The 24014-nt window shown below is 42.3% G+C and carries 18 protein-coding genes; 10 read left to right on the forward strand and 8 right to left on the reverse strand.

Features of this window, described 5'->3' with window-relative positions; all coding sequences use genetic code 11:
• The 5 genes from CXF82_RS22370 to CXF82_RS16020 all read left to right on the forward strand — a co-directional run.
• Window positions 1-392: hypothetical protein (locus tag CXF82_RS22370; RefSeq protein WP_180961218.1), on the forward strand; the 392-nt coding region annotated here is incomplete at its 5' end.
• Window positions 393-467: 75 nt separating this feature from the next.
• Entirely contained in the window at window positions 468-806 is a 339-nt protein-coding gene (locus CXF82_RS16005) for a hypothetical protein (protein WP_102044548.1), read from the forward strand.
• Window positions 807-961: 155 nt separating this feature from the next.
• The gene (locus CXF82_RS16010; protein WP_102044549.1) at window positions 962-2509 is read left to right on the forward strand and encodes a winged helix-turn-helix domain-containing protein; all 1548 of its coding nucleotides are present in this window, start codon (window positions 962-964) and stop codon (window positions 2507-2509) included.
• A gap of 520 nt (window positions 2510-3029) precedes the next feature.
• Complete coding sequence (locus CXF82_RS16015) at window positions 3030-3707, forward strand: potassium channel family protein (protein WP_232775117.1); 678 nt, start codon at window positions 3030-3032, stop codon at window positions 3705-3707.
• A 1-nt stretch (window position 3708) separates the two neighbouring features.
• Entirely contained in the window at window positions 3709-4863 is a 1155-nt protein-coding gene (locus CXF82_RS16020) for an AI-2E family transporter (RefSeq protein ID WP_102044550.1), read from the forward strand.
• 103 nt (window positions 4864-4966) lie between these two features.
• Here the strand turns inward: CXF82_RS16020 and CXF82_RS16025 are convergent, their stop codons facing one another.
• The 4 genes from CXF82_RS16025 to CXF82_RS16040 form a co-directional block, all read right to left on the reverse strand.
• Complete coding sequence (locus tag CXF82_RS16025; RefSeq protein ID WP_101091169.1) at window positions 4967-5287, reverse strand: YdbL family probable chaperone protein; 321 nt, start codon at window positions 5285-5287, stop codon at window positions 4967-4969.
• A 24-nt stretch (window positions 5288-5311) separates the two neighbouring features.
• A complete protein-coding gene (locus CXF82_RS16030) occupies window positions 5312-5512 on the reverse strand; it encodes a YnbE family lipoprotein (protein ID WP_101091168.1) in 201 nt (66 codons plus the stop codon).
• A gap of 95 nt (window positions 5513-5607) precedes the next feature.
• Window positions 5608-8832: an intermembrane phospholipid transport YdbH family protein gene (locus CXF82_RS16035; RefSeq protein ID WP_102044551.1), complete on the reverse strand. Its 3225-nt coding sequence runs from the start codon at window positions 8830-8832 to the stop codon at window positions 5608-5610.
• A 474-nt stretch (window positions 8833-9306) separates the two neighbouring features.
• Window positions 9307-10152, reverse strand: a complete 846-nt coding sequence (locus tag CXF82_RS16040; RefSeq protein WP_101091164.1) for a D-hexose-6-phosphate mutarotase — start codon at window positions 10150-10152, stop codon at window positions 9307-9309.
• A gap of 206 nt (window positions 10153-10358) precedes the next feature.
• Here CXF82_RS16040 and CXF82_RS16045 point away from each other — a divergent pair, with 206 nt between their 5' ends.
• Both CXF82_RS16045 and yjjG read left to right on the forward strand, forming a co-directional pair.
• Window positions 10359-12149, forward strand: coding sequence for an acyl-CoA dehydrogenase C-terminal domain-containing protein (locus CXF82_RS16045; RefSeq protein ID WP_102044552.1), 1791 nt, complete (start codon window positions 10359-10361; stop codon window positions 12147-12149).
• A 158-nt stretch (window positions 12150-12307) separates the two neighbouring features.
• Window positions 12308-12988 (forward strand): pyrimidine 5'-nucleotidase, encoded by a 681-nt coding sequence (yjjG, locus tag CXF82_RS16050; RefSeq protein WP_102040016.1) that lies wholly within the window; start codon window positions 12308-12310, stop codon window positions 12986-12988.
• On the opposite strand, the gene CXF82_RS16055 is transcribed toward yjjG, so the two are convergent.
• Entirely contained in the window at window positions 12985-13593 is a 609-nt protein-coding gene (locus tag CXF82_RS16055; protein WP_102044553.1) for a DUF938 domain-containing protein, read from the reverse strand. The two genes, yjjG and CXF82_RS16055, sit on opposite strands and share 4 nt — an antisense overlap.
• Before the next feature lie 281 nt (window positions 13594-13874).
• Here CXF82_RS16055 and CXF82_RS16060 point away from each other — a divergent pair, with 281 nt between their 5' ends.
• The 3 genes from CXF82_RS16060 (at window position 13875) to CXF82_RS16070 (ending at window position 14974) form a co-directional block, all read left to right on the forward strand.
• Entirely contained in the window at window positions 13875-14240 is a 366-nt protein-coding gene (locus CXF82_RS16060; RefSeq protein WP_101091157.1) for a hypothetical protein, read from the forward strand.
• A 27-nt stretch (window positions 14241-14267) separates the two neighbouring features.
• Complete coding sequence (locus tag CXF82_RS16065) at window positions 14268-14573, forward strand: Fis family transcriptional regulator (protein WP_102044554.1); 306 nt, start codon at window positions 14268-14270, stop codon at window positions 14571-14573.
• A gap of 215 nt (window positions 14574-14788) precedes the next feature.
• Entirely contained in the window at window positions 14789-14974 is a 186-nt protein-coding gene (locus tag CXF82_RS16070) for a hypothetical protein (RefSeq protein ID WP_101091154.1), read from the forward strand.
• A gap of 97 nt (window positions 14975-15071) precedes the next feature.
• Here CXF82_RS16070 and CXF82_RS16075 read toward each other — a convergent pair whose 3' ends face one another.
• From CXF82_RS16075 to CXF82_RS16085, 3 genes are all read right to left on the reverse strand, one after another.
• A complete protein-coding gene (locus CXF82_RS16075; RefSeq protein WP_102044555.1) occupies window positions 15072-17120 on the reverse strand; it encodes a bifunctional 2',3'-cyclic-nucleotide 2'-phosphodiesterase/3'-nucleotidase in 2049 nt (682 codons plus the stop codon).
• Window positions 17121-17638: 518 nt separating this feature from the next.
• Complete coding sequence (locus tag CXF82_RS16080) at window positions 17639-20713, reverse strand: efflux RND transporter permease subunit (protein ID WP_101091151.1); 3075 nt, start codon at window positions 20711-20713, stop codon at window positions 17639-17641.
• Window positions 20710-24003 (reverse strand): efflux RND transporter permease subunit, encoded by a 3294-nt coding sequence (locus tag CXF82_RS16085; protein WP_102044556.1) that lies wholly within the window; start codon window positions 24001-24003, stop codon window positions 20710-20712. The genes CXF82_RS16080 and CXF82_RS16085 overlap by 4 nt, the downstream gene beginning before the upstream one ends.
• Window positions 24004-24014 lie beyond the last annotated feature (11 nt).

Genomic DNA, 24014 nt, shown 5'->3' on the forward strand with positions numbered 1-24014 from the left:
CTTCGTCAGCAGCAAGCCTTAATAATAACAAACATGATTTGACTATCTTTAATAAAGAGATGAACCAACTTGAGCAAGTTGAAATCAATGACAATATATATGTGGCTACTGTGTCCGATTCTTTTGAAGATATCACCGAAGCTACCGAATATATGTCTGAGTATGTATTAATAAAGAGAGTGACTGATAAAGAAGCTGTTGAAATGGGATTGTATGAAACTAAATCCTACTATATATACAGCGTTAATGGACTGAAGAACCTAACTGAAAATGTGGAGAAACATCTGAAAAATGATGAACCAACATATTTTTCTACAACACTGCTAAAAGGTGATAAATATTACCAAGGTTTTAGTGAGTATATTGCAAAAGTCACTGAGTATAGTCTTTAACTCATTTAAAAAGTCATCTATTTATTGAGATTGATTTTGTTGTAAATTTTTAAATTAAATCGTAATGGAAAAATCATGAAAAAAATCATCATACTTACTTTGTTACTGGTTACCTTTAGCTCATCAAGTTTTGCTGCTTGCCGTTGGGTCAACGGAAGTCGTTATTGTGGTAACAGCAACACCGTTGTGGTTAATAAACACCATAGCGTAGTGGTAACGCCAGGTTATCAAGCCAATCCATGGGCCGCCTTTGGCGCTGTCGTGGGGGCGGCGATTATTATAGATGCTGCGACAGGGCAACCCAAAGTTGAGGGCAAACAGTCCATTGTAGTTGAAACTAAGTTGATTGAAGCGGGCAAGGTGGATGTCGTTGATAAAGGCAACGAAGTGGTCTTTATCAAAGGTATTGGCTAGCAAATATCTTTTTAGCCCATAAGCTAACACTCTGAGTATAGAGTCCCCTAAACTGCTTCAGTTTGAATATGGAGCAGTGCGAGGGGGCTAGGTTATTGATATTTGTTCAAAACAGCCTAGTATAAGCCTATAGAGAGAACATGCTAGGACGCTAAATGACAAAGCAAAGTTATAGGATAGATAATTGGTTTTTTATTCCTCACGAAAATAAACTTATCCTCGATGAGCAAGAGATATTAATCGACAATCGCTTATCCAATTTGCTACTTTTTCTATGTCAGAATCCTAAAGCGACCTTAAGTCGTGATGAAATTATCGATCACGTTTGGAAGGGATCAATTCTTACCGACCAAGTGATCACCCAAGCCATATTCGAATTACGAAAAATACTTAAAACCAATAACCTACACCTTCAAGGTTATATCATCACTGTGCCCAAAAGAGGCTACAAGCTTGATATTGACGTTGAAACTATTTCAGCGCCATTTAAGCCATTATTAGCATTACAAGAGACAGCAAGCGGTACAACGACGGGATCTGTAGCCTCAGATGCTGTTGCGACGGCTTTGCCATTGCAAGCAGTATCAATTGAAGCTGAAACAAACGACGCAATAGCAACGCAGATGAAGCTTGGTAAAGATAAAAAATTTGAGTTTAGACTGTCAACCATTGTCGCCTCTGTCGGGGGCGTTATTGCATTAACTGCTGCTTTGGTTTTTTATCTTAGCCCGTCAATGGTTAAGCCTGTGCCTACTCAGACAAGTCAATATATTGCGTTAGAGCCACGATTTATTCAGGCATCAATCGATAATCAACTTGTAAATGCTAACTTGCAGAACGGTATTATATTTAAGGTCATTGAATACCTTAAATATAATGTTAATTATCGTGTTTCCTTTAACGCTCAAGATGAAGCGATGGCGGCAAAAGTGGTGTCTTTTATCGTCACTAATGAAAATGGAATTGACTATGTTAACGTCGAATATCTTAATAAAATCTCCAATTATCAGCATTTAGATAGAAAGTACCCTATCAGTGAAAATCATTTAAAACACAGTATTAAGGTTATGTTAGACGATATTTTAGATGCATTTAATATCGATATTGCTAATGCGGATATTGACCAAGTGCTGGCTGCAATGCCCAATGATCCACAAGCATTAGCTTACTCGCTAGAAGCCATTGGCGCATTGCATAGTTCGAAAAATCAGTTTGATTCCGTTTTAATTTTGCAAAAAGCACTGGATATTGAACCTAGTAATCACTATTTGATATCGATGAGTTATATCTACCAAATGACGATAGCCTACCTTGATAAGTCTAACTTAGCACTCGATGAAATAAAGGCCCTTAATAATGAGTTTGAGCTGGTTATTGTTGATCTAATCGCAGAGCCTGCTTCTTTTAAAGTATACGAAGCACTGGCGTTACACGCACTTTCAAAAGACTTACCGATTGAAGCAGTGCAGTACCTGAATAAAATCCCCCACACTCATAACACCATAATGACCTTTATTTTGCGGGCAAAATTATCTGAATCTTTTGGCAACCCAGCCTCAGCAGAAGAGTTCTATTATCAAGCTTTGCATGAATCTGGTACCCCTAGAGTTTTAGATTTTGCTGAAAGTCTATTATTTTACAGTGACTTGAGTAAAATGAAGAGCAAAATAAATAGCACTTTAACAACAGATCTAACTGATTAAAGCTATTAGGTTATAACAATGCAGTGCTTTTTACCGGGTGGGGATGACATTTACGGCGCTAACGTTTAGCAATGCCATGCCTAAGTACTGCCTCTTATTTTCTAGTTTATTCACTATCAATCAAAGTCCCATAGTTTTAATTTATTACTCGGTTATTTTACGATTGGCTCGATTATCAATCGTGCCGTTGATTGGACAACATATGCTAACGGCCAATCAATGGGCTCACTTAGCCGTTAAGTTTTCCTGTTGCTTGCTCACGCTGCGTGCTCATAAGTCATACTCTTGTCGTTATATCTCGACCTAGCATCTCAGATGGACTTCTCTTTTTGCTACAGCATTTTATTTTTAGGTGCTTTGTTTGGCTAAGCTCAGTGGCCTTTTCCATTTTTAATGGTACTTTTTCTGAGTGACGGCAAGATTATGTTAGATTAAACATTGACCTATGTGAATTTTGTGCGATGTTTAATAGGGAGTTTGATAAGGTCAGTCATAACAATGTATTTAGGGAGTTTTTAGCGTGCTTGAGCGCAAAATTAATAAGCATAATAACTTTTACTACATGACCGCAGCGCTGGTTGTGCTTTTATTGAGTGCATCACTTGTACGTACTGTTGCTGATGGAATGCTTGAGTCTATTCTGGAAGGTATTATCGGGGTCACTTTCTTAGTGTGTGTCGTTAGCCTGGGTGTTGATAAAAGTTGGAAACACTTTATGCAAACGCTGATTGTGGTTTGGGTTGCCGCCATATTGGTTAAAAGGTTTGTCGTTGTTCCTCATCTAGATTTGCTCATGCTAGTGCTTATGTTTGCCTTTTTTTGGGGCACGTTTAGCTCTATTTCAAAGCAAATATTATTCTCTGGTTCAGTCGATACCAATAAAGTTGTTGGTTCGATTGCACTATTTTTACTGCTTGGTCTACAGTGGGCTTTGATCTATTTACTCGTATTAGCTTTTTCACCTGATGCTTTTACGGGGGTTGAACAGATACCTTGGGGGCAAAATTTTTCTAAAATGGCCTACTTTAGTTTTGTAACATTAACCACTTTAGGCTATGGCGATATTAGCCCCAATACGCCTTTCGCTCAGGTAGTGGTTTATATGGAGGCAATTGCCGGTGTGTTTTATATGGCAATTGTTGTTGCGAGTTTAGTGAGTGCTGGATTGGCTCAAAAAGAGACAGAACAGGAACCTTAATATGGAAAACCCGATGCAGCATAATCAAAGTAAATTGTTTGTTAGCAACATGATGGAATCCGCTATCCGTATAGGCTTGCTATTTATCTTGATAGTGTGGACTTACGATATTATAAAACCATTTGTTATCCCTGTGCTTTGGGGGGCGATTATCGCAGTGGCATTGATGCCTTTGACAAACAAATTAGAAAAAGCACTTAAAGGACGACGTGGTCTAGCGGCAACCATACTAGCTTTAGCTGGAATCACTTTGCTTATAGCGCCGTTTGTGATTGTTTCTAGTTCATTGATTGACGGAATAAGTCATACAATTAATGTGTTGCAGTCTGGAGAGATTAAGATCCCTGGCCCCACTCAGAGGGTTGCTGATATCCCCTTAATTGGTGATAAGTTATATGATGCATGGGCGCTATTTTCGACAAACCTTGAAAAAGCCGTTATTCATTTTCTACCGCAAATTAAATCAACTGTTGGCACCATGGCGGGAGTATTAGGCAGTGGAGTCGGCACACTGGTGATGTCTGTGATCTCCTTAGCGATAGCGGGCGGCTTTATGGCCCATGCTGAAAAATCAGCTGCTGCAGTAAGCACCGTTGCTGTAAAAGTTGTTGGCAAACATGGTGAGGAGTGGACCAGTTTAACCGCTGCGACGATTCGGAGCGTGTTGCTAGGCGTTGTGGGGGTTGCATTTATACAAGCGGTACTGATTGGCTCTGCGTTATTCACTTTTAGTATTCCTGCAGCAGGTTTATTTACTTTTATTATCTTTATTCTTGGAATTGCACAGCTTCCGCCGTTATTGGTGGTGTTACCGTTAATTTTTTATGTCTTTTCAACTCAAGACTCTACACCTGCAACCATATTTACCGTTTGGGTGCTCATCGCGGGTGTGTCTGACAGCTTTTTGAAGCCGATGTTGATGGGACGTGGAGTTGATGTGCCTATGCCCGTTATTTTAATTGGTGCTATTGGAGGCATGATCAGCGCAGGTATTATCGGACTATTCCTCGGGGCGGTTGTATTGGCTATTTGGTATGAATTGTTTATTACCTGGCTTAACACTGAAGATGGTCGTGTCAAAGCAACAGTACCGGATAATGACGATGTGAATAAACCTTTGGTGAGTGCAGTACCTCATAATGCTACAGATGAATAACGCTTACTTTTAGGCACATGATGCAACAAAAAAAGCCCGTGTAATACGGGCTTTTTTAATTCCAAATCGTGTCTTAGCTTTAACTAAAGCGGGCGGAGCTTGGTTATTTTTTGATCCATTTGCCGCGCGTATTTTGAATGTATTGACCTTTTTTAGTCGCTTTAATGGCTTTTTCAGCCGCGAGTTTAGCAACATCATTCACAGAAATACTGTTCTTTTTGGCTATTTTTTGATAGTGAGACTTACGCTTGGCGTTAATTGAACTGACCAAGGTTTTAGCATCAGAGGTCTCTTTTACAAGCCCTAAGTAACCATTTGTTTGCTCACCTACGAATCCCTGTGCTTTTGCATCTTGCAGCGAAATAGCCAAGGCATTGAAGCTAAGTAATAGGCTAGCAAACAGTACTAATATTTTAGATTTCATTGATTACTCCTTTTTATCCTTAGGTTAAAAAAGTTCATCATCGGCGAGTAACTCATCGAGTTCTTTGTCGATTTTAATTTTAATTTCATGTTCTATTTTGACATTGAGATTAATGACGATGGGTTTATCTGGAGGCTCAATTTTAACCGTAGGACTGCAGCCGACTAAGGCATAGGTTGCAATGAGTATGCTCAGAGTCGATTTAGGGATATTAAATATCTTCAATGACTTATCCTTACTTCATAATAAAAGGGTAGAGTAAATAATCCTTGGCTTGATGTCATCTAGATTAAACAGATTTACCTTTTACGCCAATCGTTTTATTGCTGTATTGAATTTTCAATCTGGTTTTGCAAATTATTACCAATTTGCAAACTTTTAAGTAACTGTAACATGTTCTCTTCTTGAGAATAGTTCAAGTGGATAGGGCGTTCAATGCCGCGGCTTTGGCCTTTGACATTAACTTTAAGTATGGCATTGCCCAGAGAGTCCATATCAAAACTGCTGGATAACTCTGAATAAGCTAAGTGTTCTAATGCTGAAAAGGCGAATTCAAGATAGGGCTGACTCAAGCGCATTTGATCAACAGCAGGGTTGCCACTGACCGCGATGAGTCCACCGGGCGCTCTCGCTGCTATCTGCCCTCCAGCGATGGCAGCGTGGCCGTTTTCAAGCGTGACAGGCAGTACAGCATCAAAAATACCATCAGCGTAAACACCAACCTGAGGTTGAACCGCGAGTAGTTCCTCAAGATCAATATGTTGTAAAACAAAATAAGCAGATGAAGGCTGCTTTAAATTCAATTGAAATTGGGGAATAAGTAACTGACCATTAAGTAAGTCCCCCTTCGCCGTGAGGCTGATAGATGCCTGTTTAATACCGAGTAGCTCAGCAGGTAAAGCCAGCTTATGTTGGCTACTACTGTTTGACTCTGCTGTAGGCTGGTTGGAATCAGTGCTAAAAGAGACGGCCGCTTTTGCCTCAATGTCTGTCATTAACACGCCTGGATTGAAAGCCAGTAATGACAGTTTTATATCATCACAACTAAAGCTGCTAGTGCTGTTTTTGGCTTGAACTTGTTGCCAGTCATATTGACAATGGGTCTTCATATTACCGCCTTCGAAGGGCAAATTCGCGAAGCTGCCTTCAATATCGGTAACATTGGGTTCTAGGGTCAGAGCGAAGCTGGTGTCTTTGTTGCTGTTTAATCGGTAATGCATGTTTAGCGCTGCATTTCCGTTAAGGTCAATTGATTCAGGTAATGAATTACTCTGGCTAAAAAAGGCAATAATAGGTTCAAAATCACTATTAAATTGCCAATCCCCCTCTAATTGGAACTGGCTAAGAGTGCTCTTTAATGGAAGATAATGGTGTTGACTCGACAGATCTAAGCCATTTATCAGCCAAGTCTCATCGGTACTGAGTTGGCCAGAATCCAGATCAAGTTGCTGGCTTAGTTCAACTTGCTTTAAATGCAATAACGTTTGTTTTGTTAGTGGGCGTGCTTTTTTTATCTTAGCTGATTTTTTTGATTTCAACGCTAGAGCCGATTTATCTAGTACTAGGTTTTCTATCGATAAGTGAAGTTGGTTGATCTGTTTCTGCCGCATTAATTGGGTGATAAAAGGGTGTGAGTTGTTCGAGTCCAACGACAAAGAGATTGGCGCATTTAGCGCTATGTCTATTGTGTCGATAAACAGTTGATAATGAGTTTGCTGTTCATCATTATTTTTTTGGCTTAGTTCAGCGCTGTTAACGTGGTAATGCAATGTCGGTATGGAAATGTGGGTTTGTCCGTTTGCAAAACGGTATTCAGCAGCAGAATCCCACAATAACTGGGTTTCAGCAATATTCGCCGTGAGCAAGGGATCATGCTGATTATCAAGATTAACGTTGTTCGGCGAGAGGGTTATCCCTTGAGTTAGCTGAGAAGCTTGAGGTAGGACGCTGACTTTATATGCCGACTTGCCCTGTTTTTTCATCGCTGAAAATTGCCCCTGTAGCGCAAGGGAAGCATTGTCGATTGCAACTTTGTAAGGTAACTTTGCTAACGTTGGCCACAGCGTATTAATGGTTATATTTTGTTGATGGCTCGCCTGTAGTTGCCACCCAAAAGCCAATTGATAGTCACCCTGCTGCGCTGTGGGAGTATTTGCTAATGTGGATTGTGATTCGTAGTCAATATCTTGAAAAAGAGCCACAGCGGCTAGTTTGGTATTTTCAATCGCAACTGACAACGTAGGCAACGATAAAGCCTTATCGTTAAGCTGGTAAACCAGCGGCGATGCCACTTTGATGCGTAATACAGGGCCTATTTTAGACGGACTTGTACCACTATTTGATGACAAAACTTGATATAGATGAGCCAGTGCGGCCTCTAGAGGAGCATCATCAAGGTGGTTTAATAAACTGGCTAGCTGATGGGGAACTGCACTTTTATGACTTGTCGACAAGAGTTGCTTGTTCAATGCTATCGGTAACTCAAAAGGCTGCAAGGTCAGTTGCAAATCGGCAAGGTGCCCGTCGATGTTGAATGCCAGTTGCCCCCGCTGTTTTAACGGTGCTCGCGACGTGATTTTTTTGGCAGAGAGAGCATGATGACTGTCGTTTACCATTAGAGTTGGAGTAAGTTGTAACCCGGCTAACGCATTCAGTCTTATTTGTAGCTGACTTAACCGATGCTTTGATTGTAACTGCCCCGATTTTATTGCCAATGTGATGGTTGAATCTAACGTTGCATTGAGTTCAATTCGCTGCGCTTGAATTGCGGTTTGCAGGGCATATAAGGGGGCAAGTAAGCTGCTGTCTTGTTGGGTGTCAGTATTCGCATCAGCATTGGTATCACTAAATGATGGAAATAAAGCAGTTTCAGCGGCACGAATATCAGCGCTAAATACCTGTAGTTGAGTCAAATCGAGACGCGTAGTGGCGCGCCACTCCGAAGATGATAGTTGTGCTTTCAGAGCAAGAACTGAATGCTGGTTATGACTAATTTCACTGCTAAAATGACCATTTTGATCAAGCGTCAGGTGTTCTAAAGCCATATTGAGTTTAGCGGCTGTAACTCCTTTGATAGTGAACTGTGTTTGTCCTATTTGTATTTCGGGCAAGGCTGTAAAGTCGAGCGCCATTGTGGGCCCTGAGTCATTATTGGGTGTTGCTGAATGACGTAACACGCCTGGGTCTAGTTGTACCTTGAGGCTTTTGGCTGAAAGCGAGCGTAAATCGGCAACGCTTAATGCCCAAAAGGCAGCGTCTTGCCCAAGGACAATATCCAGCTCTGTAATCTCAATATTGCTATTATTGACCGTCAAGGAAACAAATGGCACTTGCCAATGCGTGAATGTCAGCGGCTTAACGCTAAGTTGTTCAATTTGCATTTGGTAAGGTTGTAAAAAATGATTAGCCAGCTTGATAGTTAAGCGCTGATAATTCCAGCCGACATAGAGTGCCGTCATTAAGGTTGCGCTTAATACAATACCGAATGATATCGACAATAAGCGACGGGCTGTTTGGCTAAATGTCTTTGGTACCGACTGTTGCACTCGTTACACTCTCTAAGCTTACTCACGTTTATCTATATTAACGCTAATTGCGGCTATATTTAGTGGGCTGATTCTAGCATCTTATTCCAATTATATTAAGTATTTGACCCATTCAGAGCGCCTCAGACTTTTCAATTTAAGCCACAGCAAAGCAGAAGTGCTAAGCAATTGCATTTATCGACTGCTAAGGCTACGTCTAGCGCTTATTGTCATTTGCAGTCTTTATTAGGTTCGCGAGTTTGTTTTCATTGGCAATACCATGGGAAGTACTGCGCAATATTGGTTTTGGAGTTAGGTTATTTGCTTATTAATGGCACTGTTACATTCTATTGATTTAAAGCGGCAGTCGATTTGCTTGAAGACCAAAACAACCTAAAAATGCGGGGGGGAGTATGTTGAAATGGCTTAAATATCGATTGACGAACCTACATAAACTTGAGGACCAAAGTGCTATGTAGGTTCACTCCGTTAATGCTATTTCCAGCGAATATGGGTCGTTAATGTATGACTTTCATTTGGGGCTAAAGTGACTTTATCGTCAAGTACATTTGCAGCCTCCAGGCAGACCATTGTTAAGTAATCATCATCATTAAATCGAGATAAACGCTGAGATTTATCAATCCAAGGGTTCCACAATACTGCACTTTTACTGTTTTCACGGCTGACTTCGATGATGCCATCAACAGTATGTAATGCTTGTGTGCTGCCCAGTTCGGTATAAACACGGTCTGTTTCGCGAGTGAAATCGACATGATCTTGTGCTTGAGGGAACGGGCCCTTAGCAAACTCTATGTAGTTAGCACCCTCAAACCCAGTGGCTTTTAATTGATGAATATCTTCAATAGGAAAATAGCTGTGCAAAGCTTGGGTTAAGCTCACATCATAATCAGCATGATTAATATTAGTAATACTTATTGAGAGTGTCTCATTAAGCCTAAATGACATCTCTACACTGGTGTTATGTGGCCAAAATTCTCTATCGTTGTCAGTCAGAGGTAAGCTGAGTTTTATCTCTACGGCATCTTCATCCATTTTGACCGAATCTAATGTCCAAATTCGAGTGCGCGCGAAACCATGTTGTGGAAAACCCGGCGTTGAACTCATGCCGAACCAAGGCCAACACACTGGCACTCCACCACGAATACCCATTCCTGGTTGATAATCATCAGCAGTTGATACCCATAAAAGAGGCTTTTTACCAGCAGGTTCAAAGTAGTCAATCTGCGCGCCTTGGAGAAAGATCCGCGCCTTGCAATGAGGGGTATTTATATCGACATATTCTAGACCGTTGGCGTGTTTTTTAGTGGTGACAAAACCCATGGAGACATGTCCTTTCAGAGAGTTAACGGGATAGATGATTTAGCTTAACCCGTTTTTACAAGTGAGATAAGGGCTATTTAAAGTGATTTTACGGTAACGCTGTTCTGATAAATAAACAAAGCAAAAATAATGCTGAGTTTTTGCTCAAATTTAGATAAGGTGGTCGGAGCACTGACCATAAAGACAATAATTAAAGGGATGACGCAATGCCAATTTATCAAGCACCATTACGTGACTATCAGTTTGTACTTAATGAATTGCTCGACATTTATAACCAAAAGGATTTAGCGGGTTTTGATGAGTTTGATCCAGAACTTATTGAAGCGGTATTGCAAGGTGTTGCTGATTTTACTACCGACATTATGTTGCCACTTAATGGTTCTGGAGATGTCGAAGGCTGTAAATTAGTCGATGGTAAAGTCGTTACCCCGAAAGGGTTTATCGATGCTTATCAGCAATATGTTGATAATGGTTGGGCTACACTGACTTGCGATCCTGAATATGGCGGTCAAGGGTTGCCTGAAGTCGTGGGTATATTTGCAACCGAGATGAAAACGGCCACTAATATGGCGTTTGCCATGTATCCAGGCCTTACGCATGGTGCCTACGCTGCTATTCATGTTCATGGAAGTGATAGCTTAAAGCGCAAGTATCTGGACAAGCTTGTCAGTGGTGAGTGGACTGGCACCATGAACCTGACAGAGTCTCATGCTGGTACCGATTTGGCATTACTGCGCACCAAAGCGATTCCCGCGGGAGAAGGTACGTTTGCCATTACGGGAGAGAAAATATTCATCTCCTCTGGCGATCATGACTTAACAGATAATATTATTCATTTAGTGTTGGCTAAATTACCTGATGCGCCTGAAGGTGTGAAGGGGATTTCGTTGTTTGCGGTGCCTAAAATATGGGTCAATGACGATGGCAGTTTCGGCGAGCCCAATACTTTATGTGCTGCGAGTCTTGAACATAAGATGGGGATCCATGGTAACTCGACTTGCGTGATGAACTTTGACGGTGCTATCGGTGAACTGGTCGGTGAACCGCATCAAGGTCTTCGTGCGATGTTTACTATGATGAACCAAGCAAGATTGGGTGTGGGTCTTCAAGGTCTTGGCGTCTCTGAAATTGCTTATCAAAATGCGTTAGCCTATGCCAAAGACCGTCTTCAAGGTCGCGCATTAAGTGGCGTAAAGCACAAGGAGTTGGCTGCTGATCCTATTCTGGTTCATGGTGATGTGCGTCGTATGCTGCTATCGCAAAAATCATTTAATGAAGGTGCCCGCGCACTGATGGGACAGCAAGCGCTTTGGCTTGATGAGGCAGAGCGTCACAGTGACCCACTACAAAGGAAGAAATCTTCTAAATTAGCGGCTTTATTCACACCGATTGTAAAAGGTTTTGTAACCGATCAAGGCTTTAAGGCCTGTGTTGATGCACAGCAAGTGTTTGGAGGGCATGGCTATATCCATGAGTGGGGCATGGAGCAGTATGTGCGTGATATTCGTATCTCAATGATTTACGAAGGTACCAATGGGGTACAAGCGCTTGATCTTGTTGGCCGAAAAATCATGTCTGATAAAGGGGCTGCATTAACATTATGGTCTGAAGAGGTTAAGGTGTTTATCCAAGCTAATCTTGGTAATGAAGCGATGAAACCACTGGTTTCAAGTTTGATGCTCGCGGCGGCAGATCTTGAAAAAGCCACGGCAATCATTGCCACTGAAGCGGCTGCAAAACCCGATGTGATAGGGGCGGCGTCATTTGCCTATATGCAACTATTGGGCATAACTTCTTTAGCATGGATGTGGGCGAGAACGGCTGAAAAAGCCTTAGCTGGCTTAGATTGCGCGAGTGAAGATACGGCATTTTATCAAAATAAGGTGAAAACAGCCCAGTTTTATATGGCCTATTGGGTTCCGCAAACGCGCAGCTTAGTGAAGCAGATTGAGTCTGCAAGTCAGATTATTTGTGAGTTCGATGAAGCTGACTTCTAGGCAACAAAGATAGCAAGCCAAAAGGTCAATGAGAAACCTATTACGCCGACGTAATAGGTTTTTTTATGCCCGTTTAATTAGATGGTCTGCTTTACTGGAGGCATTTTAGGTTAGTATAGCCAGCTATTCGCGACATGTTGTTTTAGAAGGATAAACCTGTGAAATATGATTGGGTACTATTTGATGCCGATGAAACTCTATTTCATTTTGATGCATTTAAAGGTTTGCAGCTGATGTTCTCTCGCTTTAATGTTGAGTTTACGGTAGAAGATTTTCAGCAATATCAAAGGGTTAATAAGCCTTTGTGGGTCGATTACCAAGATGGAAGACTCACCGCTAAACAGTTACAAAATACCCGTTTTGAAACTTGGGCTCAAAAAATAAGTGTCTCTACTCAGCGTCTCAACAGTGACTTTCTTAGCGCTATGGCTGATATCTGTACCTTATTACCAGGGGCTCAAGAGTTAATTGATACCTTAACGGGTAGGGTCAATATGGGGATCATCACCAACGGTTTTACTGAGTTACAAACGATAAGATTACAGAAGGTAGGCTTTGGTGAGCGCTTTTCTCCTTTAGTCATTTCAGAGCAGGTTGGGCTGGCAAAACCCGATGTTGGGATCTTTGAGCATGCTTTTGCGCGGATGGGCCACCCTGCTCGTGAATCTATCTTAATGGTAGGGGATAACCCACATTCCGATATACAGGGCGGATTAAACGCTGGCATAGATACTTGTTGGTTGAATCGCCATGGCGAAAATCAACCAGAGGGTATTACGCCTCACTATGAAGTACGCTCGTTAAATGAATTACAGCAGATCCTGTTAGCAGGTCATTAAGCTCGTTTTTCAAAATGCAGTATTTGATTATTGGCCGGCATAGAAAATTCGGCTATTAATGTTAATTGTTGCTCTGCTGCAAGCTGTAAAATCCACTCAAAATCTCGAATTGCACTCTGCGGATTTTGTGCCGCGAGCCAACCATCAAAATTACGATTGCTATCACTGCTATATTGACCTTGATAATTAAAGGGTCCGTAAACACACAGCTGCCCATGCACACTCAAGTACTGACCAACACCATTGAAAAATGCTTTAACCATCTCCTTGGACATTATATGCAGTGTATTCGCAGTGAAAATGGCATCAATGACAGGATGCGCTACGGGATCTATCGGCCATGGTTTTAACACATCAAGTGCTAATGGTTGCTGTAAATTAGTGCTCGGTGATTCGTTTAACCAGGCGTTGATACCTGCATGATACTCAACTTGATCGCTTGTTTGCCAGGTTAAATGCGGTAAAAGCTTGGCGAAATGGACCGCGTGTTGCCCTGAACCACTGCCAACTTCTAATACATGTGATGATTGGCTGAAGGCACTTTCCAAGATCACAGCGATGGCTGCTTTATTATTCTCACATGATTGAGAGTAGGGTAATGGCATCACAAAATACTCCTGTCGATTCAATAAGGGTTAATGTTTACCGTGTTACTTGCCTAAAAACAACTCTACAGCGTTTGTTCGCCAATTTATCTCTATCAAAGAGATAGTCATAGGCAGCTATAAGTAAAGGCGTTATTATCTAGCGTTAATATTTTGCCGCTTTTTACTGTGTTGTAGGCTATTGGTGGAGAATGACTAAACGACATAGCCTCCGCCAGGTCAAAATAGCCAATAAACAGCGACAACCCTGAAAGATCAACAGCCCTAGGTAAGGAAATAACTTGGCGATTGAACAGCAAGAGATGATGGCGTTATTAAGTGAACTTGAATGCCGTACAAACTTCACTATCAAAAAAGTCACTGAGTATATGTTACCTAAACTAAAAGAGCCTTTTTACCTCTATATAGATGGTAAGCAGGTTCAGTTAGTGATTCGGCCTGCTTATGAAGTGTTTAAAGGTGATTTTGCAGCGCTTGATGGTGTCACTGCAAAAGATCAATTTTGTCACTATTCAGAGATGACTCGTTTTCCGAAGCGGGTGCAAAAGAGTGTTAACGGGATCCATTATGGTTTGGCCTTTAGTTTCGAAAATATCGATGCTGTAAAAGGTTTTATCAAAAAACTAATCTTGATTAATCAAGGTTAATATTGGCGCGATAACATAGAGGTGAGTTTGAAAAAGACTGACAAAAAAATTGAAAACACTATCCGCACCTCGTTAACGGAGGTGTGCGAGAGCCTTAAAGGTGAAGTGTTTGGATTTGAATGGTTGAGCCATAAAGTTGATTTCTCAAATGTGAACCATAGTTTGCAGGTCACTTTTATGTTTGCCACTAACGAGTCACTTAGAAAAGCTAAGCTGCAGTTACAAACAGACAAAATGGCAAACCTTGCCTGTAGCGCGCTCGCTAAGCATAATATCCATATTAATAATGCCGCAAAGCAGTGCTGTTTTGAAACTGAAGAGCGAAGCCGTTAATCGATAGTGGGTTTGACTCCGTATGCTGACATCGATTTCTGGGCTGGAATACAAGTATAATAAGTAGGCCTGATGGTTGTTAAACACGATTGTTAATGCTTTAGTTAAAAGAGGGTTAACATTTTGTAGCAAGTGATGAGTGGCATTAACTGCAATTGCCAGCCATAATTTGTCGAGAAGGACATCTAATAAAAAGACAGGGAGTCGAATCAAATATGGATACCAATCAAGTGACTAATGAACAGGACCCTATTGATTGCGATAACGATATTGAGATGTTGTCACAATTAAATCGTAAAAGATTAAAGTTATTTGGCTTAATGATCGGCATTGTTGCAGGTTTACCCGCTGGCTTTTACAGTGCTCGTTGGGTGTATCAATGGTTATTCCCTGTGGGCTAACAACATGAGTATTGCTGTTGCATTAAAAAGGGCTCCCGAAGGAGCCTTTTTAGGTAACGGCTAACGTTCGCTAGGGTTACTCATTTCTCAATTCAACCTACTGAGTTAGATCAATTTTATAAATGGCGAAGCCAAATTCATCGTTTTCAGCTTGTTTCTCAAGCTTACGCTGTTGATTATCAATAATGAATTGATCAGCCGTTGCACTGTCTTGCGTTTCAAAACGCACATCAAGGGTAGTGGTTGGTGTGATCGTCACAAACCCCCAGTTGTAGTCAGCGCTTGGATCAACGTAACCAGGCCCGTCAACATTCTCAGTTTCACTGGTAATGTACTGTGCTAGTGCTTCACGGTTAGAATCAGGTAGTTCCATAACGACGTGCTCAGCACCAGTACCAGCGAACTTGCCGCCAAAGGCGCGGTAGTTGTTTGATGCAATGATAAATTCTTTGCTGTCTAAGTCAGTGCCAGTAAAGCTGGTCGTGCCATCATTAAATGTCAAATCGACAATGCGATTCGCATCGGCATTAACGACTTTGCAATCGCCATCAAACTTCGTCGGTTGAGTGACATCAATTTTGTAGGTTACGCCGTCAATAACATCAAAGTTATAGGTACGGTGGGTATCCCAGTTGATCAACATCTGCGGTGTGCTAACCGTTGGATCAATTTGATTGAATTGGTTAGCACTACACTCTAACCAATCTTTAAGTTCAGCACCGGTCACTTTAACCGCTACCATAGTGTTTGGATATAAGTAAAGATCAGCGGCATTCTTATAGGTTAAGTCGCCAGCGGGGACTTGAACATAAGATTCGGCATCAGCAGTGGTGCTATGACGTCCACCGGCTTTAAATGGAGCTGATGCAGACAGAACCGGAATGTCTTTAAGTTCAGCAGTCAGGTTAGCTTTTACTTTAGCAATTTGTGCATCAGACACAATTTGAACTGTTGGGTCATCTTGTACTAAAGTCAAAAAGCTATACATATCAGCAGAGGCTTTACCAATTGGTTGGTTTACGTAATTAAGCGTACCTTGGTGCTCTAATGCAACTGAATCACGTATGCCATTGTCTGCAATCACTAATTCTGGATTTTCTGCATTCTTATCATAGATAGGAGCGGCTTTTGCCGTGCGGTCGATAACAACCCATGCACCGTCTTGCATTTCAAGTTTGAGATCGACAATGCCTAAGTTGTCACCCCAGCGTCCAGGCATAACCGCTGCAACACCATTGATGGTACCTTTTTCCAAATCGGCATTGTCAAGACCTTCAAATGTTGCAGAAGGGAAAACTGAGTGGCTGTGGCCAAAAGTTATCGCATCAATGCCTTCAACAAGCGATAGCGCATAAGTGGCATTTTCGTCGTTGACATCAGTAGGATTAGACGGGGTACCGACACCTGAGTGTGGAATCGCGACAATCACATCTGCGCCTTCCGCTTTCATTAATGGAACAAATTTTTCAGCGGCTTCAACTATTCCCATCACTGACACTTTGCCAGATAAGTTTTGTTTATCCCAAAGAACGATTTGAGGGGGCACAAAGCCAATATAGCCGATCTTAACGATTTGTTGATCGCCATTACTATCGATAACTGTTTTTTCTTCGATGATATACGGGGTGAATAAGTTGTCACCTTTTGATTTACCTTCCCAGCAATCCGCTTCACACAATACGTTAGCGTTAATGTATGGGAAGTTAGCACCAGCAAGCGCCTCTTCTAAGAAATCCAATCCATAGTTAAACTCATGATTACCTAAGTTACCCACTGAGTATCCTAGCGTATTCATCGCTTTATATGCAGGGTGAGTACCACCAATGGTATGATCTCGTTTAAAGTTATCGGCGACGAAATCGCCCATAGGGCTACCTTGCAATAAGTCTCCGTTATCCACTAATACGAAGTTGCTTACCTCTGCACCTTGTTGCTTAATTAAGCTGGCTGTTCTTGCAAGACCGATAGTTGGATCGTACTTAGTTTTGTAATAGTCATAATCCATGATATTGGCGTGTAGATCAGATGTTTCTAAAATACGCAGATCAACTTGAATTCCACTATTATTTTTATCATCATCTGAACCACATGCGGTTAGACCCAGTGTAGATGCGATAACAACTGCTAAAAGTTTTTTGTTTAACATATCCATTCTCTTATATTTGTTTAGACCCCAAGAAGGCATTAAGCACTTCTTAAACTGTTAATAGGTTTATTTTTGGCATAACTCTCTATTAACGGACGCGATTATAGCGACTATTTGTGTAACTTTTGCGATCAATAGATGAATTTCAGTGTATCAATTTGTGACGTAGCTCAACATTTGCTTATCGGTTTTTTATTAATCAATACAGATGTTTGTTGTTGCGTTGGTGTTGGTTTTTGGTGTTAATCTTGTAGCGGAGGCAGCTATTAAAATTAAGTCGCAAGGGATGGGAACATACTGGCAGTTGCCGATATCAATTAATAATATGTTAATAGCCAAAAAATAAAATTCATCAATGATTTTGCATCAAAGTCTCAAGTGTGGGCATAAAAAATCCGAGACCTTAGACTGGACTCGGATTTTTAGGTTTTGATAACGACAAAAACAGTTGTTCAAAATAATTTATCGTCAGCTTTATTACAGTTAACGCCTTTTAATATCAAGGCCTCTTTTTCCTGTTAACTCATCCAAGGCAGCACCTTTCGTGAGAAACGATCAGCTTGACCCAAACGGATTGCTGATTGATAACGCATTCTATAAAGGGCCTGATAACACAGAGGCACTAGATACAGACTGGTCACGGTTGAAAACGTCAGACCACCAATAATGGCAATCGCCATCGGTGAGTATGATGGACCGCCGCCACCCAGTTGTGCATCTCCCATTGCTAAAGGAACCAAGCCCAATACCGTGGTACCTACTGTCATCAGCACAGGACGTAAGCGGGTATGACATACTTGGCTGATGGCTTCAGAGAGTTTATCTAACTCTGGATTAAGCTGGTTAATCTGATCGACCAATACAATGCCGTTGTTGACCACAATCCCCATCAAAATCAATATACCGATCATGGCCATAATGGACATCGGCGTCCCAGTAAACAGTAATGCCCAAAATACGCCAGTAATCGAAAACAAGATTGAGGTGATAATGGCTGTGGGTAACAGTAAGGATTCAAACAGAGCTGCCATCACAATATAGATCATCGCGATAGCTAGAATCATATTGGTTGCCATTACTGCTTCATCTTCATCTTGCTTTTGAAAACCGCCTCGCAGTGAGTATCCATAACCCGCTGGGAAGTTTATGGCTTCCATGACTTGGGTAATTTTTTCTTGAGCCTCTTCGGTGGTCATGTCATCCAAGTTAGCGCCAATAGACAATGCTGTTTGTCTGTCATAATGGCGAATGGTGTCGAATCGCGGCAAAATTTCAATGATAGCTAGGCTATCTAACGTATAAACGCGGCTATCGATACGAATAATCGGTAGCTGTTTAAGTTTTTCAAGTGATAAACGCCACTGTTGTTCATAGGCCATCTCAATACGTAACTCGCCGTTGGGATCATGGCGGAATGAACGTAACTGAGTTCCGCGCAATGCCATTGAGATACTCGATGCCACTTCATTTAATTTAAGATCGAGTCTCGCGGCCATTTCACGATCAATTCTAATCACCACTTCTTGTTGAGCACCGCTCAGTTCTGAACGCACATCGGTTAAGCCTTCAATAGCACTCAGTAGCGGAATGACTTGTTCGCTGATGTGGATTAGCTCAGTGGTAGAGCGACCTGTCAGTGAAACCCTAATGCCGTTATTCTCTCCACCCCAACCAAATTGTGGTTTTGCGATAGAAAATTTTGGAAACCCTTCGCGAATGGTTTTTTTAAGGGCTTTCATATCCACTTCAATATCTTCTTTTAGCAGCAAAGTCGATTGGCCTCTATCTGCTGCAAAGTAGCTATACACTGAGTCGATATGGAACTTGTCTTGGTTGGCGTAAAGGTAATCCTCCATTTTATTAATCATGGCTTCGGTAACATCTAAACTATGACGTCCTTCAACTTGATAGTTAATATAGAGTCGATTATTACCTTCACCATCGGATTGATCCTGCTGCACCATTGACAGTGGTAACGCTGTCGACGCGAGTAGTAATAACGCTATCACTCCTGATAGACGTGGTCTCGCCAATATCCAGTTAAGACTTTTAAGGTAGCGTTGTTGTAATTTACTCTCATGTACTTTTTCAGGTAGGTCAAACTCCATTTTACTGAGCATCAATGGCAACAGGGTTTTGGCGACCAAAAGTGATGCCGCTAGCGAAATGCAGATAGCGATGGCGACGTGTTCAAGAAAAATCGTTAACTCGACTTTAACGCCGAAGATATTGGGTAGAAATACAATGGCGGTGGTTAAGGTACCGGCTAGCACTGCTAGTGACACCTTATCGACACCGTTGAGTACCGAACTGTTGTCGTTTTTTGATGGTTGTTGTGAAGCGCCTTTTGCCATCTTTTGCAGCTGTTTTTCTTGTAATACACTTTCGGTGACCACAACGGCGTTATCAATTAACATACCGACGGCGAGCAGTAGTCCCATCATCGAAAGGATATTTAAACTGTATCCCAGTAAATACATTGCGGCGAGCGTCATACAAATAGCGATAGGTACCGATGACACAATGACCAAGGTCATTTTTAGGTTACGTATAAACAGATACAGAACCACAAAAGAGAGCAGGGCGCCAATCAAGCCTGCGGTTAATAAATCCTTCAGCGATGATGTTACGCCATACGCTTGATCTTCCATTACAAAGAGTTTAATCCCTTGAAATTGCTGATCTTGCTTAGCTCTTTCGATGACTTTCATTACGCGAGCCGATACGTCGACTAAGTTAGCTCCCGATTCTTTGAAAACATCCAAACCGACAGCATAATTTTGATCTAAATGACGACCGTCTAAACGCTCAGGCAAGGCAAACTTCACCGATGCGATATCACCTAACGTGATCCCAGGGGTAAGCACTAGCGAGTTTATCTCATCGAGATTCCTAAACTCCCCTTTAGGAGATACTTGATAAACACGTGAATCGGTTTTTAACACACCTGCGCTTATCACAAAGTTTTCTTGCTGCATGCGACGAGTGAGGTCTTTGATAGAGATGTTGCTCGCGGCAAGTTTGTCTGCGTTAATGCGAATTTCTATCTGCTTTTGCTCGACGCCATACAAGGTCACTTGAGACACGCCTTCAACGCGCTCCAGTGGTCTCTTTAGTTGTTTATCGAGCAAATCAAATGCACCAGACAGTTCTCGGTCACTGGATATGCGTAAATTGAGTACGGGCATATCGGCGGTACTGAATTGCCTGATAAAAACACGTTCGACATCTTTTGGCAGCAAGTGACGCACAGAGTCGACTTTCTCTCTCGCTTCTAAGCTTTTAGTGGCAACGTTTTCTCCCCACTTCATTCTGAGCTCTATTTCAGCGCCGTTTTGCGAAGAGCTAGAGCGAAGCTCTTCTATGCCCCCCATGGTGGCAAGCGTTTCTTCCAAGATACTGGTGATGTCTCGTTCGACTTCAGACGGCGTTGACCCTTTGTAGGGGACTTCAACGATGACCTGAGGAATGTCGATTCCAGGAAACATCTCTAGCGGTAATAATCTGCTAGAGGCGAGGCCGAAGAGTAAAATAGCGACAAAGAACATGGCTGTTGTTACCGGCCTTGCAATGGCTAAGCGTGTGATACTCATGCCTGGCCTCCTTCTGTTATCACCGAATCATTACTTTGTGGCTCTGTCGTTTCTTGAGCATAATCCTTGCGGTCAAAAAGTGCATAAAGAGCGGGGATGACAACCAGCGTCAACAGTGTTGATAGCGATAGACCAAATATTACCGTAATCGCCATTGGCGCGCGCACTTCGCTGCCATCACCTAAGCCCAAGGCCATGGGTGATAATCCGAGAGCGGTTGTCATGGTGGTCATGATAATTGGACGTAAGCGTGACTCTGCTGCGTTTGTTATTGCAGTCAGTTTATTTTGCCCTGATCGGCGTAATTGATTAATTCTGTCAACCAGAACAATAGCGTTGTTGACCACAATACCGGCAAGCATAATTAAGCCAATAAACACCACCACGCTCAAGTGAGTTTGAGTGATATAAAGCCCCAAAATACTGCCGCCTACTGCCATTGGCACTGCGATAAGAATGAGTAAAGGGTGCAATAGCGATTCAAACTGACTTGCCATGACCAAGTACACCAAGAACACCGCTAACACTAATGCAACTTGTAACGACTGGAATGAATGTTCCATCTCTTCATTTTGACCGCCAAAACGCGCCTGAATCGAGGTGGGTAGTGTTTGATTGGCAAGAATTTCTCGAGCTGTTAACACCGCATCATTAAGGTCGCCATAAGCTAAGTTGGCCGACACGATAGCCACGCGTTGTTGGCTCACTCTATTGATAGCTGAAGGGCCAAGCTTGAGAGTGACATCAGCAACGGCACTCAGCGAAATTGGGCGGCTACTGTTTGGATTGATGATCATTGAGTCGATATCACTAATTTGATTACGTTCATCAAGTTCGCTGCGAACCAAGATATCAATCTTACGATCGCGCACCGTATACTGACTGGCAACCGTACCGCCAATGCGTTGAGCAATACGGTTTGCGACAGAGGGGGCATCCATCCCCAAGGCTGCAAGACGCTGATGATCAAATCGAATACTTAACTCTGGCTGGCCATCTCGCAAGCTGGTATTGATATCGGCAAATCGGTCCGATTCAGACAAGGCTTCAACTAAGGTATCAGCCGTGGTTTTCAGTTGGGCAAGATCGTAACCTACCAGTTCAATTTCAAGTGGAGTCTTGAAACTAAACAGCTCAGGATGTTGGATCTTGGCTTCAAGCTCTGGGATCCGCATTGCGACGGCACGTAATTTTTGCGTGACTGCGTCAAAAGCATCATGATCGGCCAGTACAACCTGTAAACGTCCCCAGTTTTCTCCACCGCGTGAAGTATCGGAGGTCATTAAACCGCCACTGCCCGCTTGGCTGTACGCATGCTTTACATCAGCTCTATCCTTAATAGAAAGTGCTAGCGTGCGCAGTACTTTGTCTGTTTCAGACACTTCGGTCCCTGGTGGCAGTAATACTTCAACGTAGAACTCGCCTTGATTCATCGGTGGAATGAGCTCCATTCCTAAGCTTGGTACCAGCAACGCAGAGCCTGCCGTAATACCGATAGCAATAGACAAGGTGAGCACTTTAAATCTTAAGGCCGCTGCCAACAGGCGATGGTAGCCAGCTTCGAGCAAACTATAAACCCAGTTAAACGCGCTACTCAATGGGCGCATAACGAGTCCTACCACCCAAGAGACAGTGCGGCCTACAATTAATGTCAGCGTCAATAGTGCGCTGGGTATGTAGTTGAATAGCAGTATGAAAGGGAATGAAAAGACCGTTGCGCTGTAGTGCTTAAATTTTCCAAACTTGGTGTCTGGTTTGATTTTTTCAGACTTTGTTAATAATGGTGGTAGGGCTTTAAAGCCTTCACGTGAGGCTAACATCGGGATGGTGGTGAGTGCCACTAACAGTGATGCCAGTAGCGCAAATGCCACGGTAAGTGCTTGGTCTGAAAATAACGCACCAGCCACACCATCAACAAAGACCAAAGGAACAAATACGGCGAGCGTGGTTAATGTTGAAGCAAAGATAGCACCTGAAACCTCTTTAGTCCCAGTGACAGCGGCTTCGAGTTTACTCATGCCCAGTGATTTACAGCGGTCTATATTTTCCAGCACCACAATAGCGTTATCGACAAGCAAGCCCACGGCCAATGCGATTCCGCCAAGAGACATGATATTGAGGCTGATACCCGCAAAATACATCATGTTAAAGGTAGCAATAACCGAGAAGGGGATTGAGATTGAAATAATAAGGGTTGGAATAATATCTCTTAAAAATAGATAGATAACCAACATAGACAATAGACTACCGATGAGCGCAGCCGATGTGACTTCATTGACGGCACTTTCAATAAATTCTGATTGATCGTAAATGACTTTTAATTCAGCCTTGGGGCTGTTTTTGTTGAGTTTTTCGAGTTCGCTAGTGACCTTACGTGCGACAGCCACAGTATTGGCATCACCCTCTTTGTAAATGGCTAACTCAATAGACTCTCTATCGCCAATACGGGTGATATCGTTACGCTCTTTATATGAGTCAACAATATCGGCAACTTCAAACAATCTCACTAACGTTTGTTCATCACGATAGATAACAATTTGTCCGAGCTCATCCAATGAGTTGAATTGGTTTAAGGTTCTGACTAAATACTCTTTGTCGCCTTGAATCACCTTACCAGCGGAGAGGTTAATATTTTCTTCAGCGATACGAGCACGAATAAGGTCGGCGCTGAGGTTAAGCTGAGTGAGCTTTTGTTGATTAAGCAGTATATGAACTTCCTGCTGTAGTCCTCCTGAAAGACGCACCGCAGCGACGCCAGATAATGACTCAAGTTGACGTTTCAACTCCTCTTCGGCATAGGTACGCATCTGCTTTAAATCACTTTCGCTCGCAGATTCAGCCACATCAGAACTGGTACTTGGAACCGATAATGCGAGACGGACAATGGGATCTAAATTGGGATTAAACCGCAGTAACAACGGCTTTTTAACATCTAATGGCAATTCAATAGTATCGAGTTTTTCTCGTACATCGAGGCTGGCCATATCCATGTCAGTACCCCATTCAAACTCAAGTACTACATCTGACATACCAGAACGAGAAATAGAGTTGATTTTTCGTAAGCCTTTCACAATACCTGCGGCTTCTTCAATAGGTTTTGATACCAGTTGTTCTACTTCAACGGGCGCAGCACCCACATATTGCGTGCGTATGGTAATGGTTGGATAGCTTAAGTCAGGCAGTAGTTTCACTGCTAAGCGTGAAAATCCAACCATGCCGAAAAGAATGACGGCAAACATAAACATCCACACGGTAACCGGTCGGTTTACCGAGGTTTTTATTATTGACATAGCGCTTACTC

Source organism: Shewanella sp. GutDb-MelDb, assembly GCF_002836075.1.
Taxonomy (GTDB): domain Bacteria; phylum Pseudomonadota; class Gammaproteobacteria; order Enterobacterales; family Shewanellaceae; genus Shewanella.

Excerpts from the sequence above, each read along its gene's own strand:
- CXF82_RS16075 (WP_102044555.1), bottom strand. The coding sequence starts at position 17,120 with ATGTTAAACAAAAAACTTTTAGCAGTTGTTATCGCATCTACACTGGGT.
- CXF82_RS16010 (WP_102044549.1), top strand. The coding sequence starts at position 962 with ATGACAAAGCAAAGTTATAGGATAGATAATTGGTTTTTTATTCCTCAC.
- CXF82_RS16005 (WP_102044548.1), top strand. The coding sequence starts at position 468 with ATGAAAAAAATCATCATACTTACTTTGTTACTGGTTACCTTTAGCTCA.
- CXF82_RS16040 (WP_101091164.1), bottom strand. The coding sequence starts at position 10,152 with ATGGGTTTTGTCACCACTAAAAAACACGCCAACGGTCTAGAATATGTC.
- CXF82_RS16085 (WP_102044556.1), bottom strand. The coding sequence starts at position 24,003 with ATGTCAATAATAAAAACCTCGGTAAACCGACCGGTTACCGTGTGGATG.
- CXF82_RS16070 (WP_101091154.1), top strand. The coding sequence starts at position 14,789 with ATGGATACCAATCAAGTGACTAATGAACAGGACCCTATTGATTGCGAT.
- CXF82_RS16080 (WP_101091151.1), bottom strand. The coding sequence starts at position 20,713 with ATGAGTATCACACGCTTAGCCATTGCAAGGCCGGTAACAACAGCCATG.
- CXF82_RS16025 (WP_101091169.1), bottom strand. The coding sequence starts at position 5,287 with ATGAAATCTAAAATATTAGTACTGTTTGCTAGCCTATTACTTAGCTTC.
- CXF82_RS16045 (WP_102044552.1), top strand. The coding sequence starts at position 10,359 with ATGCCAATTTATCAAGCACCATTACGTGACTATCAGTTTGTACTTAAT.
- CXF82_RS16020 (WP_102044550.1), top strand. The coding sequence starts at position 3,709 with ATGGAAAACCCGATGCAGCATAATCAAAGTAAATTGTTTGTTAGCAAC.
- CXF82_RS16055 (WP_102044553.1), bottom strand. The coding sequence starts at position 13,593 with ATGCCATTACCCTACTCTCAATCATGTGAGAATAATAAAGCAGCCATC.